General features: G+C 75.6%; 2 protein-coding genes (1 of these 2 only partly in view). Both read left to right on the forward strand.

The features are described 5' to 3' along the window. Complete coding sequence (locus ACQPYE_RS16305) at positions 1–15396, forward strand: type I polyketide synthase (protein WP_498722134.1); 15396 nt, start codon at positions 1–3, stop codon at positions 15394–15396. Then, positions 15386–17659, forward strand: the 5' end (the start) of a protein-coding gene (locus ACQPYE_RS16310; protein ID WP_498722136.1) for an SDR family NAD(P)-dependent oxidoreductase. It continues 8247 nt past the right edge of the window; the window shows 2274 of its 10521 coding nt (coding positions 1–2274); its start codon is at positions 15386–15388; its stop codon lies beyond the right edge, outside the window. Before ACQPYE_RS16305 ends, ACQPYE_RS16310 begins: the two co-directional genes overlap by 11 nt.

Genomic DNA, 17659 nt, shown 5'->3' on the forward strand with positions numbered 1-17659 from the left:
ATGGGTAATGGTGTTCACGCGGAGCCCGTGGCGGTTGTCGGGCTGGCCTGCCGGTTACCCGGCGCGCCTGATCCGGCCGCGTTCTGGAGACTGTTGCGGGAAGGGCGCAGCGCCATCACCGATGTGCCCGTCGGCCGTTGGCCGGAACACCGCCGTGGCGGGTTCCTGACCGATGTCGAACTGTTCGACGCGGAGTTCTTCGGCATTCCACCCCGCGAGGCGGCGGCGATGGACCCGCAGCAGCGGCTGACGCTGGAACTGGCCTGGGAGGCATTGGAGGACGCGCACGTCGTGCCCGCGTCCCTCGCCGGCACGGCCACCGGCGTGTTCGTCGGCGCGATCGCCGACGACTACGCCAAGCTGACCGCCGAGCCCGACCGCTACACCGTGCCGGGCAGGCACCGGGGCATGATCGCCAACCGGGTCTCGCACCTGCTGGACGCCCGCGGCCCGAGCCTGGTCGTGGACACCGGTCAGTCCTCCGCCCTGGTGGCCGTGCACCTGGCGTGCGAGAGCCTGTGGCGGGGCGAGACGACGCTCGCGCTGGCGGGTGGCGTGAACCTGAACCTGCTGTTCAGCGGCACGGTCGGGCTGGAGCGCTTCGGCGCGCTGTCCCCGGACGGCGTCTGCTACACCTTCGACGCCCGCGCCAACGGTTACGTGCGCGGCGAGGGCGGCGGGTTCGTCGTGCTCAAGCCGTTGTCCCGCGCGCTGGCCGACGGGGACGACGTCCACTGCGTCATCCGCGGCGGCGCGGTGAACCACGACGGCGGAGCCGGGCCGCTGACCGTGCCGGACGCGGACGCGCAGGAAGCCGTGCTGCGGCGCGCGTACGAGCAGGCGGGCGTGCCCGTCGAGGACGTGCAGTACGTGGAGCTCCACGGCACCGGCACACCTGTCGGCGACCCGGTCGAGGCCGCCGCGCTGGGCGCGGCCCTGCGGGCGTCGCGCCCGCTGGTGGTGGGCTCGGCCAAGACGAACGTCGGACACCTCGAAGGCGCGGCCGGCATCGTCGGTTTCCTCAAGACCGCGCTGGCCATCCGGCACCGCGAGCTGCCCGCGAGCCTGAACTTCGCCACGCCCAACCCGCGCATCCCGCTGGACGAGCTGAACCTGGTGGTGCAGACGGGGCTGACGCCGTGGCCCGACGAGGACCGGCCGCTCGTGGCCGGTGTCTCGTCGTTCGGCATGGGCGGCTCGAACTGCCACCTCGTGCTCGCCGAAGCGCCGACCCGGGCCACGACCCCGGTCGGACCGGAGCGCCGGGGCGGCTCGTCGCCGCTGCTGGTGTCGGCGCGCTCGGAGCCGGCCCTGCGCGCTCAGGCGTCCCTGCTGGCCGGAGTGGACGCCGACGAGGCCGACCTCGCGCACTCGCTCGCGTCCGGGCGCACCGCCTTCGAGCACCGCGCCGTCGTGTTCCCCGGTGGTCTGGCGGCACTGGCGGCGGGCGGTCGTTCGCCGGACGTGGTGCGGGACGTGGCCGGGCCGGGCCTCCGGGTCGCGCTGATGTTCGCCGGCCAGGGCAGCCAGCGACCCGGCATGGGCGCCGAGCTGGCCTCGGCGTTCCCGGTGTACGCGGCGGCCTTCGACGAGGTGTTGTCGCACTTCACCATCCCGTTGCGCGACGCGATGGCGTCGGACTCGGTGCACCGCACGGAGTTCACCCAACCGGCGCTGTTCGCGCTGGAAGTGGCGTTGTCCCGGCTGTTGGAGCACTGGGGCGTGCGGCCGGACTTCCTGGTGGGGCACTCGATCGGCGAGCTGAGCGCCGCGCACGTGGCCGGCGTCCTGTCGCTGGCCGACGCGACGAAGCTCGTGCAGGCGCGGGGCGCGCTGATGCAGGCGTTGCCCGCCGGTGGCGCGATGGTCGCGGTGCAGGCGGCCGAGGCCGACCTGCTCGCCGCGATGGCGGGGCGGGAGGACCGGGTCGGCGTCGCCGCGGTCAACGGTCCTGCCGAGACGGTGATCTCCGGTGACGAGGACGTCGTGCTGGAGATCGCCGCCGACTTCAAGGCGCGTGGGCACGGCACCGCCCGGCTGAAGGTCGGCCACGCGTTCCACTCACCTCGCATGACGCCGGTGCTGGCCCGGTTCGCCGAGGTCGCGCAGGGCCTGGTGGTCCACCCGCCGACCATCCCGATCGTCTCCACGGTCACCGGACGACCGGTCACGGCGGCCGAGCTGGCGTCGCCGGAGCACTGGGTGCGCAACGTGCGCGGTTCGGTGCGCTTCCTCGACGCGGTGCGCTCCCTGGACGCGGCGGGCGTGACGACGTTCCTGGAGGCGGGGCCGGACGGTGTGCTCACCGGCATGGTCGAGGACTGCCTGGACCCGACGCCGGACACCCGGCTGGTGCCCACGCTGCGCCGCGACCACCCCGAGGAGCGCTCGGTCCTGGAGGCCGTCGCCCGGCTGCACGTCGCCGGCGTGGCGGTGGACTGGACCTCGGTCCTGCCGCGCGGCAGGCGGGTGCCCCTGCCGACCTACGCCTTCCAGCGGACGCGGCACTGGGTGAGCGAGGCCGTCGAGACCGTCGCCGCACCGGCCGCCGACCTCCTCGGCCTGGTCGTGGCGCAGACGGCGGCCCTGCTCGGGTACGCCGAGGTAGCGCCGGACCGGACGTTCCAGCAGCTGGGCCTGGAGTCGCAGGGTGCGGTGGAGCTGGTGCAGCGGCTCTCCGCCGCGACCGGGCTGGCCGTGGCGCCCGCCCTGGTGTTCGAGCACCCCACGCCGACCGCGCTGGCCGCCCGGCTCGCGGTCGAGCGGCCCGTCGTGGCGCGGTCGTTCGCACCGGGAGCCGCGCCGGACTCCTCGGGACCGGCCTTGTCCGGACCGGTGCCGTCCGGATCTGTGCCGTCCGGATCTGTGCCGTCCGGACCGGTGCTGTCCGGGCCGGTCGCGTCCGCGCCCGTCGTGGAGCGCGTGCCGATGCCGCGGGCCGAACCGGACGAGCCCATCGCCATCGTCGCGATGGGGTGCCGCTACCCGGGAGGCGTGCGGTCGCCGGAAGACCTCTGGCGGCTGGTGGCGGACGGGGTCGACGCGGTCGGCGGCTTCCCGACCGACCGGGGCTGGGACGTGGACCTGCCGTTGGCGGAGGGCGGTTTCCTCTACGACGCGGACCGGTTCGACCCGGCCTTCTTCGGCATCTCGCCGCGCGAGGCGCTGGCCATGGACCCGCAGCAGCGGTTGCTGCTGGAGGTGTCCTGGGAGGTCTTCGAACGCGCGGGCATCCCGCCGGCGTCGCTGCGCGGCGACCGGGTGGGCGTGTTCGTCGGCGCGATGTCGCAGGAGTACGGGCCGCGGCTGCACGAGACCGCCGACGACCTCGCCGGCTACCGGCTCACCGGCAGCACGGCGAGCGTCGCGTCCGGGCGGCTGGCCTACACGTTCGGGTTCGACGGCCCGGCGATCACGGTGGACACGGCGTGCTCGTCCTCGCTGGTCGCGCTGCACCTGGCGGTGCAGTCGCTGCGCCGGGGCGAGTGCACGATCGCCCTGGCGGGCGGTGTGACCGTCATGGCGACGCCGGGGCTGTTCACGGAGTTCTCCCGCCAGGACGGGCTCGCGCCGGACGGCCGCTGCAAGTCGTTCTCGGCCGCCGCGGACGGCACCGGGTGGGCGGAGGGCGTCGGTGTGCTGCTGGTGGAGCGGCTGTCCGACGCGCGCCGCAACGGGCACCAGGTGTTGGCGGTCGTGCGCGGCACGGCGGTGAACCAGGACGGGGCGTCCAACGGCCTGACCGCGCCGAACGGCCGGTCGCAGAAGTCGGTGATCCGGCAGGCGCTCGCCGACGCCGGTCTCGCCGCCTCGGACGTCGACGTGGTGGAGGCGCACGGCACCGGCACCCGGCTGGGCGACCCGATCGAGGCGCAGGCGCTGCTGGAGACCTACGGTCAGGACCGCTCGACGCCGCTGCTGCTGGGGTCGTTGAAGTCCAACATCGGGCACGCGCAGGCGGCGGCGGGCGTCGCCGGGGTGATCAAGGTGGTCGAGGCGATGCGCCACGACCTGGTGCCGCGCACCCTGCACGTCGACCGGCCCTCGCCGCACGTCGACTGGACCGCCGGGCTGGTGGAGCTGGTGACGTCGCCGACGGCCTGGCCGCGTTCGGACCGGCCGCGGCGGGCGGGCGTGTCGTCGTTCGGGATCTCGGGGACGAACGCGCACGTCGTGATCGAGGAGTTCGCCGCCGAACCCGCGCCGTCGAGCGGTCCGGCCGTGTTGACGCTGTCGGCCCGGACGCCGCGAGCCCTGCGTGCCCAGGCCCGTGAGCTGCACGACTACCTGACCTCGCGGGAGGTCGACCTCGCCTCGGTCGCCGCCGGCCTGGCCGCGCGGACGAGGTTCGACCACCGGGCGGCGGTGCTGGACCCGGGGGCGTTGACCGCGCTGGTGCGGGGCGAGCCGGCGGCGGGGCTGGTGACCGGGACCGCCGCGCCCGCGCGGACCGCGTTCGTGTTCCCGGGCCAGGGTTCGCAGTGGTCGGGGATGGCGACCGAGCTGCACCGCTCGTCACCGGTGTTCGCGGCGAAGCTGGACGAGTGCGCGGCGGCGCTGCGCCGGTTCGTGGACTGGGACCTGCTCGACGAGCTGTCCGGCCCGCTGGACCGGGTCGACGTCGTGCAGCCCGCGTTGTGGGCGGTGATGGTGTCGTTGGCCGAGCTGTGGCGGTCGTCCGGCGTCGAGCCGGCGGCCGTGGTCGGCCACTCCCAGGGCGAGATCGCGGCGGCGGCGTTCGCCGGCGCGCTGTCCGTCGCGGACGCCGCCCGGGTGGTCGCGTTGCGCAGCAAGGCGTTGGTGGCGCTGGCTGGCCAGGGCGGCATGGCCTCCCTCGCGCTGGGCGCGGAACGGGTGCGGGCACGCCTGGACCCGTTCGGCGACCGGTTGTCGGTGGCGGCGGTGAACGGCCCGAACGCCGTCGTGGTGTCGGGCGAGGTCGCGGCGCTGGACGAGCTGGTGGCGTCGTGCCAGGCGGACGGCGTGCGGGCGCGGCGCATCCCGGTGGACTACGCGGCCCACTCGGCGCAGGTCGAGGTGGTCGAGGCGGAGCTGCTGGCGGCGCTCGACGGCATCACGCCGACGTCCGTCCCGGTGCCGTTCTACTCGACCGTGACGGGCGGGCGGATCGACACCGGGACCCTGGACGCCGCCTACTGGTGCCGCAACCTGCGGGAGACGGTGGAGTTCGAGCGCGCCACGCGGAGGCTGGTCGCGGACGGCTGCACGGTGTTCGTGGAGGCCAGCCCGCACCCGGTGCTGACGCCCGCCGTCCAGGACACCGTCAACGCGGCCGGCTCCGGCGCGGTCGCGCTCGGGTCGTTGCGGCGGGACGACGGTGGCCTGGCGCGGTTCCACGCGTCGCTCGCCGAGGCGTTCGTGCGCGGTGTCGACGTGGACTGGGGGTTCGGCGGCGGACTCCTGGCGGACGTGCCGACGTACCCGTTCGAGCGGCAGCGGTTCTGGCTGGACGGTGCTCCCGCTGCCCGACGCCGGTCCGTCGTGGACCGGTACCGGGTGGAGTGGGAGCCGGTCACCCCGCGTGGGACGGTCACCGGCACGTGGGTCGTGCTCGCGCCGGCCGGCGAGGACTTGACGCTGCCCGGCGCGCGGCGCGTCGTGGTCGACGGTCCGGTGGACCGGGCGGAGCTGGCCGCGCGCATCGGCGAGGCGCTGGCGGGTGAGCGGCCGGCCGGGCTGCTGTCGTTGCTGGCCTTCGCCGAGGAGCCGCACCACCGGCACCCGGCGGTGCCGGTGGGGTTGGCGAACACGGTGGCGGCGGCTCAGGCGTGGGGCGACCTCGACTTCACCGCGCCGATGTGGTTCGGGACGCGGGACACGCCGGTGCAGGCACAGGTGTGGGGCCTGGGCCGCGTGCTGGCCGCCGAACACCCGGAGCGGTGGGGCGGTCTGGTGGAGCTGCCGGGGCCGCTCCCCGCGGCCGAGTCCGGTGTGGTGTCCGGGAAGACGGAGTTGGGTGAGCGGCTCGGGGCGGTGTTGGGTGGGGACGAGGACCAGGTCGCCCTGCGTGCCGACGGTGTCTTCGCCCGGCGGGTGGTTGCCGCGCCGCTGGGCGAGCCGGGGGAGTGGCGCACCCGTGGCACGGCGCTGGTCACCGGCGGCACCGGCGCGTTGGGGTCCCACCTCGCCCGCTGGCTGCTCCGCGCCGGTGCGGAGCACGTCGTCCTGCTCAGCCGCAGCGGGCCGGGTGCGGCCGGCGTGGACGGCCTGCGCGCCGAACTCGGGGACCGGGTCACGATCGTCGCCTGCGACGCCGCCGACCGGGACGCCCTCGCGGAGGTCATCGAGACGCACCCGCCGCGCACCGTCTTCCACGCGGCCGGGGTGTTGGACGACGCGGTGGTCGACTCGCTCACGCCGGCCCACCTCCAGAACGCCCTGCGCGCCAAGGCGGTGGCGGCGTGGAACCTGCACGAGCTGACCGGCGACCTGGACGCGTTCGTGCTCTTCTCCTCGGTCGCCGCGACCTGGGGCGCCGCCGGGCAGGGCGGGTACGCGCCGGGCAACGCCTTCCTGGACGCCCTGGCCGGGCACCGCGAGGCCGCCGGACTCCCCGCGACGTCCATCGCCTGGGGACCGTGGTCGGGCCGGGGCATGGCCGCCGGTGTCCGGTTCGACGACTACCGGCCGATGCCGCCGCACCGGGCGCTGGCCGCCCTGGGCCACGCGCTGGCCAACGGCGACACCTGCGTCACCGTCGCCGACCGCCGGGTCGAGGAGGTCGGGGGGACAGCGGCCACGACCCGCACCGCCGACACGTTGACGCTGGTCCGCGCGCTCGCGGCGGAGGTGCTCGGCCACGACTCGGCCGACGCGATCCCACCGGACACGGCGTTCCGCGACCTGGGCTTCGACTCCCTCGGCGCGGTCCGGCTCAGGACGAAGCTGAACGGGGCGACGGGCCTCAAGCTGCCGAAGACCGTGGTGTTCGACTACCCGACCCCGCGGGCGCTGGCCCGGCACCTCGGTGGCGAGGTCGCCCCGACCGCGCCCGTCACCACGACCGGCGGCGACGAGCCGATCGCCATCGTGGCGATGGCCTGCCGCTACCCGGGTGGCGTCACGACCCCGGAAGACCTGTGGCGACTCACCCTCGACGGTGTCGACGCGATCACCGGTTTCCCGACCGACCGCGGCTGGGACCTCGACCGGTTGTTCCACCCCGACCCCGACCACCCCGGCACGACCTACGCCCGCGCGGGCGGGTTCCTGCACGACGTGGCCGACTTCGACCCGGAGTTCTTCGGCATCAGCCCGCGCGAGGCGCTGGCGATGGACCCCCAGCAGCGGCTGCTGCTGGAAACCTCCTGGGAAGCCTTCGAACGGGCGGGCGTCAACCCGGAGTCGCTGCGCGGCAGCCGGACGGGCGTCTTCGTCGGCCTGACCTTCCAGGACTACGCCTCGCGCGTCACGAACCCGCCCCGCGAGCTGGAGGGCTACCTGCTCACCGGCAGCACGGCGAGCGTCGCGTCCGGCCGGATCTCCTACACGTTCGGGTTGGAAGGCCCGGCCGTCACGGTCGACACCGCGTGCTCGTCGTCGTTGGTGGCACTGCACCTCGCGGCACAGGCCCTGCGTCGCGGCGAGTGCGACCTGGCCCTGGCCGGCGGTGTCGCGGTGATGGCGAGCCCGCACGTGTTCCTGGAGCTGGGCCGCCAGCGAGGGCTCGCGGCGGACGGCCGCAGCAAGGCGTTCTCGGCCGCCGCCGACGGGTTCGGCGCCGCGGAGGGCGTCGGCGTCCTGCTGGTGGAGCGGCTGTCCGACGCGCGGCGCAACGGCCACCCGGTGCTCGCGATCGTCCGGGGCACCGCCGTCAACCAGGACGGCGCGTCGAACGGGCTCACCGCGCCGAACGGGCCGTCGCAGCAGCGGGTGATCCGCGAGGCGCTGGCCGGCGCTGGTCTGTCCACTTCGGACGTCGACGTGCTGGAGGCGCACGGCACCGGCACCAGGCTCGGCGACCCGATCGAGGTCCAGGCGTTGCAGGCGACCTACGGCCAGGACCGCTCGACGCCGTTGCTGCTGGGTTCGGTCAAGTCCAACATCGGGCACACCCAGGCGGCGGCGGGCGTGGCGAGCGTGGTCAAGCTCGTGCAGGCCATGCGGCACGGCATCGTGCCGCGCACGCTGCACGCGGCCGAGCCGACACCGGAGATCGACTGGGACGCCGGGTCGATCGAGCTGCTGACCGAGCAGGGCGCGTGGCCGGACACCGGGCGACCGCGCCGTGCGGGCGTGTCGTCGTTCGGCATCAGCGGCACCAACGCGCACGTCGTGCTCGAAGAAGCGCCGCCGGCCACCGGACCGGCCGAAGCGGACGGCCCGGTGACGTGGGTGCTCTCGGCGAAGACGGCGACCGCGCTGCGGGAATCCGCCCGAAGGCTCGCCCGGCACGTCGAGGAGCACCCCGACCTGCGCCCGCAGGACGTGGCCGCCACCCTCGCCACGCGCCCGGTGTTCGAGCACCGGGCGGCGGTCGAGGGTCGGGACCTGGCGGAACTCCTCGACGCCCTCGCCGCGGTCGCCTCGGGCGAGGCGGCGCCGGGTGGGACGGCCGCGGCCGACAGCCGCCCGGCGCGGGGCCGGATCGTCGAACTGCCGACGTACCCGTTCGAACGGCGGCGGTACTGGCTGGACCCGACGCCGAACCAGGACGGCGGGCTCGACCACCCGGTGCTCAGCCGGGCGGTCCCGCTGGCCGGTTCCGACGAGTGGGTCTTCACCGGGCGGCTGGCGCCGGACACCCACCGCTGGCTCGCCGACCACACCGTGTGGGACGCGGTGGTCGTCCCGGGCACCGCGCTGGTCGACCTCGTGGCACGGGCCGGCGCCGAGCTGGGCCTGCCGGTCGTCGCGGACCTCACCCTGACCGCGCCGCTGGTGGTGTCGGAAGGTGTGGACGTGCAGGTGCGGGTCGACGCGGCGCGCCGGATCACCCTCTCCGCGCGGCGCGCGGACGGCTCCTGGACCACGCACGCCACCGGTTCCCTCACCACGGCGGCCGACGTCCCGGACATGCCCGACGAGTGGCCGCCGGCCGGCGCGGAACCGGTCGCGGTGGACGGGCTGTACCCGGGGTTGGCCGAGCGCGGGTACCGCTACGGCCCGGAGTTCCAGGGCCTGCGCGCGGCGTGGCGGCGCGTGTCCCCGGTCGCACCGCAGGTCACCGAGGTCTTCGCGGAGGTCGAGGGCGCGGTCTTCCCGGCGCTGCTGGACGCGGCCCTGCACACGGTCTTCCTGGCTCGCGACGGCGAGGACACCGTGCTGCCGTTCCGGTTCCGCGGCGTGACGCTGAACCCCACGTCCGCGACCCGGCTCCGGGTCCGGTTGGCCGGTGACGGCGTCGTGGCGACCGACGAGACCGGCGAACCGGTGTTCGCGGTGGAGTTCCTGGAGGTCCGGCCGATCCCCCGGGACCGGCTCCGGGAACGCGGCGGCTCGCTGTGCGTGGTGCGGTGGGACCGGGTTGCGACGACCGCCGAGGGCCGGCCGGCCGAGGTGTTCGTGGCGCCCCGGGGTGACGTCCGGGAGGTCACCGCCGCCGTGCTCGCGCGGCTCCGGCAGGACGCGGACCGGTTGGTCGTCGTCACGCACGACGCCGTGTTCACCGCCGACCCCGATCCGGCGCAGGCCGCGGTGTGGGGCCTGGTGCGGTCGGCGCAGACCGAGCGCCCCGGGCGGTTCGCGCTGGTGGACGTGGACGACGACCGGGCGATCCCGATGGCGGTCGCGTCCGGTGAGCCGCAGGTGGCGGTGCGGGACGGCGTCCTGCACGCGCCCCGCCTGGTGCTCGCGCCGCCGGCCGACGGCACGCGCTGGTCGCCCGGCACGGTCCTGATCACCGGCGGCACGGGCCTGCTCGGGCGGCTCGTCGGCGCGCACCTGCGCGACCGGCACCGCGTGGTCCTGCTCAGCCGGTCCGGGACCCCGGTCGAGGGGTTCGAGACCGTGGCGTGCGACGTGACCGACCGCGACGCGGTGGCGGCCGTGCTGGCGGGCATCCCCGACCTGACGGCCGTCGTGCACGCGGCGGGCGTGACGGACGACGGCGTGGTCGACGGGCTCACGCCGGAACGGCTCGACCACGTGCTGCGGCCCAAGGTCGACGGCGCGGTCGTCCTGCACGAGCTGACCCGCGTCCCGCTGGTGCTGTTCTCGTCGGCGGCCGGGTCGCTCGGCTCGGCCGGCCAGGCGGCCTACGCGGCGGCCAACGCCTACCTGGACGCGCTGGCCGAACACCGCCGCGCGCAAGGGCTGCCGGGTGTCTCGCTCGCGTGGGGGCTGTGGGAGCAGCGCAGCGCGATGAGCGAGCACGCGGACGTCCGCCGGTTGGCCGGGATCGGCGTCGGCGAGCTGTCCACCGAGGACGGCCTCGCGCTGTTCGACGCCGCGATCGGCCGGGACGAGCCGGTGCTCGTGCCCCTGCGACCGGCGCGGGACCTCACCCGCGGCCTCCCGCTGGCCCGGGCGGAGGCCAAGCCGGTGGCGGTGAAGGGCTCGCTGCTGGACGTCGTGCGCGGCGCGGCGGCGGCCGTGCTGTCCCAGTCGGTGGACCGCGTGCCCGCCGACCGGGCGTTCGCGGAGCTGGGCTTCGACTCGCTGGCCTCGGTGGAGCTGGGCAACCGGCTGAGCGCGGCGACCGGGCTGCGCCTGCCGTCCAGCCTGGTGTTCGACCACCCCACGCCCGCCGTGCTCGCCGCCCACCTCCAGCAGGCCCTGTCCGGGCAGCGGGCCGCCACCACCGAGGTCGCGGCGACCCCGGTGGACGAGCCGATCGCGATCGTGGCGATGGCCTGCCGGTTCCCCGGCGGCGTCCGCACGCCCGAGGACCTGTGGGAGCTGCTGGCCGAGGGCCGGGACACCGTGGGCGACCTGCCGACCGACCGCGGCTGGGACCTCGGCGCGCTGTACGACCCCGACCCCGAGCGGCGCGGCACCTCGTACACCAGGAAGGGGTCGTTCCTCGACGACGCGGCCGACTTCGACGCCGCGTTCTTCGGGATCTCCCCGCGCGAGGCGCTGGCGATGGACCCGCAGCAGCGGTTGCTGCTGGAGACGGCGTGGGAGGCGTTCGAACGGGGTGGGATCGACCCGGCGTCGGTGCGCGGCTCCCGGACCGGCGTGTTCGCGGGCGTCATGTACCACGACTACGGGGGACGCCTGCGGCACGTGCCCGAGGACGTCGAGGGCTACCTGATCAACGGCAGCGCGGGCAGTGTCGCGTCCGGCCGGGTCGCCTACGCGTTCGGGCTGGAGGGCCCGGCCGTCACGGTCGACACGGCGTGCTCGTCGTCCTTGGTCGCCCTGCACCTCGCGGCGCAGGCCCTGCGGCGCGGCGAGTGCTCGTTGGCCCTGGCCGGCGGCGTGACGGTGATGGCGACCCCGGCGCCGTTCGTGGAGTTCAGCAGGCAGCGCGGGCTGGCGGTGGACGGTCGGTGCAAGTCGTTCGCCGACGCGGCCGACGGCGCCGGCTGGGGCGAGGGCGTCGGGTTGCTGCTGGTGGAGCGGCTGTCCGACGCGCGTCGCAACGGTCACCCGGTGCTGGCGCTGCTGCGCGGGAGCGCGGTGAACTCCGATGGCGCGTCGAACGGTCTGACCGCACCGAACGGTCCGTCGCAGCAACGCGTGATCCGGGCCGCGCTGGCCGCCGCCGGTCTGTCCACTTCGGACGTGGACGTGGTGGAGGCGCACGGCACGGGCACCCGGTTGGGCGACCCGATCGAGGCGCAGGCGTTGCTGGCGACCTACGGCCAGGAACGTGCCACGCCGTTGCTGCTGGGGTCGGTGAAGTCCAACCTCGGCCACACCCAGGCCGCGTCCGGAGTCGCGGGCGTGATCAAGGTGGTGCAGGCGATGCGGCACGGCACGGTGCCCAGGACGCTGCACGTGGACGCGCCGTCCTCGCACGTCGACTGGACGGCCGGCGCGGTGGAGCTGGTGACCGAGCCGACGCCGTGGCCGGTGCTCGGCCGGGCTCGACGGGCGGGCGTGTCGTCGTTCGGCATCTCGGGCACGAACGCGCACGTGATCCTGGAAGAGCCCCCGTTCACGCCCACGCCACCGCCGGTGGTGCTGCCCGCCGTGCCGCTGGTGCTGTCGGCGAAGACGCCGGAAGCGTTGCGCGAGCAGGGAGAGCTCCTGCACCGGCACCTGACCCGCACCGAGCCGGACCTCGCCGACGTGGGCGCGACGCTGGCGGCGCGGGCGAGGTTCGAGCACCGGGCCGCGGTCGTGGACGTCGAGGACCTGCTGCGGTTGCCGGTCGAGCGGGCCGAGGACCGGGAGTTGGCGTTCCTGTTCTCGGGGCAGGGCAGCCAGCGGCCGGGCATGGGCCGCGAGCTGGCCGAGGCGTTCCCGGTGTTCGCCGAGGCGCTGGACGAGGTGTGCGCGCGGTTCGACTTCCCGCTCCGCGAGGCGATGGCGTCCGAGGACGTGCACCGGACGGAGTTCGCCCAGCCCGCGCTCTTCGCCTTCGAGGTGGCCCTGTTCCGGCTGCTGGAGCACTGGGGCGTGCGCCCGGACGTCCTGGTCGGGCACTCGGTCGGCGAGCTGGCCGCGGCGCACGTCGCCGGGGTGCTGTCGTTGGCCGACGCCGCCGCGCTGGTCGCCGCGCGGGGCGCGCTGATGCGCGAGGTGACCGGGCGGGGCGCGATGGTCGCCGTGCGGGCCGGCGTGGAGGAGGTGCGCGACCGGCTCCGGCCGGGGGTGGAGATCGCCGCCGTCAACGGGCCGAGGTCGGTGGTGCTGACCGGCGACGAGGACGCCGTCCTGGCGGTCGCGGCGGAGTTCGGCTCGGCCAAGCGGCTCCCGGTGAGCCACGCGTTCCACTCCGCGCACCTGGACGGGATGCTCGACCGGTTCCGCGCGGTCGCGTCGACCCTGGCCTTCCGGCCGCCCCGGCTGCCGATCGTGTCCACGCTGACCGGCGAACCGGTCGCCGAGGAGCTGTGCTCACCGGACTACTGGGTGCGGCACGTCCGGCACACCGTGCGGTTCGCGGACGCGGTGTCGCGACTGGGCGGCGCGACCATGCTGGAGATCGGACCGGACAGCACGCTCAGCGCGATCGTCGACGCCGTGCCCACCCAGCGCCGCGACCGGCCCGAGCCGATCGCGCTCGCCGCGGCGCTGGGCCTGCTGGACGCACGCGGCGCGGCCGTGGACTGGGCGGTGTACTTCCGCGGCGCACGGCACGTCGACCTGCCGACGTACGCGTTCCGGCGGCGGCGGTTCTGGCTGGCGGAGAGCGCGCCGCTGATCGAGAACGCCGTGACGCTGCCCGACTCGGGCGCCGCGGTGCTGACCGGCGCGCTGTCGGTCGGCAGGCAGCCGTGGCTGGCCGACCACCGGGTGCACGGCCAGGTCGTCGTGCCCGCCGCCGTGTTCGCGGACCTGGCGCTGCGGGCCGGTGAGCACGTCGGCTGCGCGCACGTGGCCGAGCTGACGCTGGAAGCGCCGCTGGTGCTGACCGAGCCGGTGGAACTGCTGGTGTCCGTGGACGCGCCCGACGACGGCGGCCGACGCCCGCTGCGGGTGCACAGCCGGACCACCGGCGAGTGGACCAGGCACGCGACCGGTGTGCTGGACCGCGGTGGCGCCGCCGCCGAGTCGTTCGACTGGCCCGACGGCGCGGACGTGGACCCGGCGGAGGTCCACGCGGCGCTGCGCGCGAGCGGTCTGGAGTACGGACCGGCGTTCCAGGGGCTCCGCGAGGTGCGGCGGGTGGGCGACGAGGTCTACGCCGCCGTGTCCGCGGAGGAGTTCCCGGCGCTGCTCGACGCCGCCTTGCAGGGCCTGGGGCTGGTGGCGGGCGAGGGCCTGCCGTTCGCCCTGACGGGGATCTCGCGGTTCGGCCCGGCCACGTCCGCGCGGGCGCGCCTGACCCCGCACGAGGGTGGCGCGTCGGTCGTGCTGACCGATGAGCACGGCGGACCCGTCCTGGCCATCGAGTCGGTGGTGGTCCGGCCGCAGCGGGGACGGCGGCACGCCGACCTGCACGTGCCGACGTGGGTCCCGGTCGAGGTGACCGAGGTGGACACCGACCGCACGGTCGTCCGGATCGACGCCGACGACCCGCACACCGCCGCGCTGCGGGCGCTGGAGGCGGTCCAGTCGGACGCGGAACGGCTCGTGCTGGTCACCGACGGCTCGCTCGCCACCGCCACGGTGCGCGGTCTGGTGCGGTCGGCGCAGGTCGAGCAGCCCGGCCGGGTCGTGCTCGTCGAGACCGACGGCCCGGTGGTCGTGCCCGCGGGCGAACCCCACGTGGTCGTGCGGGGCGATCAGGTGCTCCGGCCCGGCCTGAAGCGCGCGCCGGCGTCCGAGCAGGACGTGCGGCTCACCGGGACGGTCCTGGTCACCGGCGGCACCGGGGCGCTCGGCCGGCACGTCGCCCGGCACCTGCGCGACGCGCACGGCGCCCGGGTGCTGCTCGCGAGCCGTTCCGGCACGCCGGTGGCCGGGTTCGAGGTGGTGGCCTGCGACGTCGCCGACCGCGCGGGGCTGGCCCGGCTGCTCGCCGAGCACCGGGTGGACGCCGTCGTGCACTGCGCCGGCGTGCTGGACGACGGCGTGGTCGAGTCCCTGACCCCGCGCCGGCTGACCGAGGTGCTGCGGCCCAAGGTCGACGCCGCCCGGCACCTGGACGAGCTGACCGACGTCCCGCTGGTGTTCTTCTCCTCCACGGCGGGCACGCTCGGCTCGCCCGGCCAGGCCAACTACGCCGCCGCCAACACCTACCTCGACGCGCTGGCCGAGGACCGCCGGGCGCGTGGCCTGCCCGCGGTGTCCATCGCGTGGGGCTGGTGGGACGACCCGGACGGCATGGTCGGCCGGTTGACCGACGTGGACCGGGAGCGGATCGCCAGGTCCGGGATGCGCCCCCTGAGCCCGGCCGAGGCCGTGGTGCTGTTCGACGCGGCGCTCGGCCACGGGTCGCCCACGCTGGTGGCGGCGAGGCTGTCCCGCCCCGAACCCGCGCCGAGACCCGTGCTCGGCCTGGCGGAACGGCTCGCGGGCGCGCCGCCGGAGCGGCGCGCGCACCTGCTGCTGGACGTGGTGCGGGCCGAGGTGGCGGGCGTGCTGGGCCACGCGACGGCCGCGGAGATCGCGCCCGACCGGGGCTTCCTCGACCTCGGGTTCGACTCCTTGACGGCCGTCGAGCTGCGCAACCGGCTGGGCGCGCTGTCCGGCGTCCGGCTGCCCGCGACGGTCGTGTTCGACCACCCCACGCCCGCCGACCTGGCGAACCGGCTGGGGCGGGAACTGCTGCCCGAGGAGCGACCGGCGGACGACCTGGCGTCGGCCACCGCCGAAGAGCTCTTCGCGTTCATCGACAACACGCTCAACGTGAAGCGAGGTCCCGGTGGCCGGTGACGAGAAACTGCTCGACTACCTCAAGCGGGTCACCGCCGAGTTGCAGGAGACCCGGCAGCGGTTGGCGGACGCGGAGGAGCCGATCGCGATCGTGGCGATGGCCTGCCGCTACCCCGGCGGCGTGCGGTCGCCGGAAGACCTGTGGCGGCTGGTGGACTCGGGTGGCGACGCCATCACCGGGTTCCCGGCCGACCGCGACTGGGAGGGGGAGGGCCTCGGCGGTTTCCTCCACGACGCCGCGGACTTCGACGCCGGCTTCTTCGGCATCTCGCCGCGCGAGGCGCTGGCCATGGACCCGCAGCAGCGGCTGCTGCTGGAGGTGTCCTGGGAGGCGTTCGAACGCGCCGGCCTGACCGCGGACGCCGTGCGCGGCAGCCGGACCGGTGTGTTCGCGGGCGTCATGTACGACGACTACGCGTCCAGGTTCCGCACGCCGCCCGAGGAGGTGGCGGGCCACCTGGGCACCGGCAGCGCGGGCAGCGTCGCGTCCGGCCGCCTCGCCTACGCGTTCGGGCTGACCGGTCCGGCGGTCACGATCGACACCGCGTGCTCGTCCTCGCTGGTCGCGCTGCACCTGGCGGCGCGGTCGCTGCGCGCGGGCGAGTGCGACCTCGCGCTGGCCGGCGGTGTCGCGGTGATGGCGACCCAGCGGACGTTCACCGAGTTCGCCAAGCAGGGCGGGCTGGCCGCCGACGGCCGGTGCAAGGCGTTCTCGGCCGACGCCGACGGCACCGGCTGGTCGGAGGGCGCGGGACTCCTGCTGCTGGAGCGCCTGTCCGACGCGCGGCGGCACGGCCACCCGGTGCTGGCGGTCGTCAACGGCAGCGCGGTCAACCAGGACGGCGCGAGCAGCGGTCTGACCGCGCCCAACGGACCGGCGCAGGAACGGGTGATCCGGGACGCCCTCGCCGCCGCGGGCCTCACCCCGGCCGACGTCGACCTCGTGGAGGCGCACGGGACCGGCACCCGGCTCGGCGACCCGATCGAGGCGCAGGCGCTGCTGGCCACCTACGGGCGCGACCGGGACGCGCCGGTGCTGCTCGGCTCGGTGAAGTCGAACCTCGGCCACACCCAGACGGCCGCCGGTGTGGCGGGCGTGATCAAGGTCGTGATGGCCATGCGCCACGGCACCGCGCCGAAGACCCTGCACGTCGGCGAGCCCTCATCGCACGTGGACTGGTCGGCGGGCGCGCTGCGGCTGCTCACCGAGGCCGCGCCGTGGCCCGACACCGACCGGCCGCGCCGGGCCGCGGTGTCGTCGTTCGGCATCAGCGGGACGAACGCGCACGTCATCGTGGAACACGCCGCCGCCGAGCCCGCCGAGCCCGCCGAGCCCGCCGAGCCGGTCGAGTCCGCCGAGCCGGCCCCCGGCTCGGGTCAGGTGCCCGGGGTGCTGTCCGCCGAGCCCGGCCGGGCGCCTTGGGCGCTGTCCGCGAAGAGCCCGGCAGCGTTGCGGGAGCAGGCTTCCCGGCTGCTGGACCTCGACGCCGACCCGGCCGACGTGGCGTGGTCGCTCGCGCACACCCGCACGCCGTTCCGCTACCGGGCCGTGGTGCTCGGCGACGTGCGCCCGGGCCTGGGCGCGCTGTCGCGCGACGAGCCTGCCGTGGACGTCGTGACCGGTGAGGCGACCGCGTCCGGCGGGGTGGCGCTGATCTTCCCCGGGCAGGGCGCGCAGTGGTCCGGGATGGGCGTGGAGCTGTACCGGTCCTCACCGGTGTTCGCGGCGAAGCTGGACGAGTGCGCCGCCGCGCTGCGGCCCCACGTGGACTGGGACCTCGTCACCGAGCTGTCCGGCCCGCTGGACCGGCCGGACGTGGTGCAGCCCGCGCAGTGGGCGGTCATGGTGTCGTTGGCCGAGCTGTGGCGGCACCACGGCGTCGTGCCCGCCGCGGTGGTCGGCCACTCGCAGGGCGAGGTCGCGGCGGCGGCGGTCGCGGGCGCGCTGTCGCTCGACGACGCGGCCAGGGTGATAGCGTCGCGCGCCAAGGCGATGTCGTCACCGGCGGTGCGCGGCGGCGTGGCGTCCGTGCCGCTGCCGGTCGACGAGGTGCGCGCCCTGCTGGAGGACGGACTCGGCATCGCCGGCGTCAACGGCCCCAGCTCCACCATCGTCTCCGGCGAGACCGCCGCGCTGGAGCGGCTGCTCGCGCGGGAGGAGCTGCGGGCCAAGCGCGTGCCGGTGGACTTCGCCGCGCACTCGCCGCGCGTGGACTCGATCCGCGAGGAGCTGCTGGCCGCGTTCGCGCCCGTCCGCCCGAGG

This window comes from Actinosynnema sp. CA-299493 (assembly GCF_050946825.1).
Taxonomy (GTDB): domain Bacteria; phylum Actinomycetota; class Actinomycetes; order Mycobacteriales; family Pseudonocardiaceae; genus Actinosynnema.

Coding starts and splice junctions, on each gene's coding strand:
- ACQPYE_RS16305 (WP_498722134.1), top strand. CDS start 1: ATGGGTAATGGTGTTCACGCGGAGCCCGTGGCGGTTGTCGGGCTGGCC.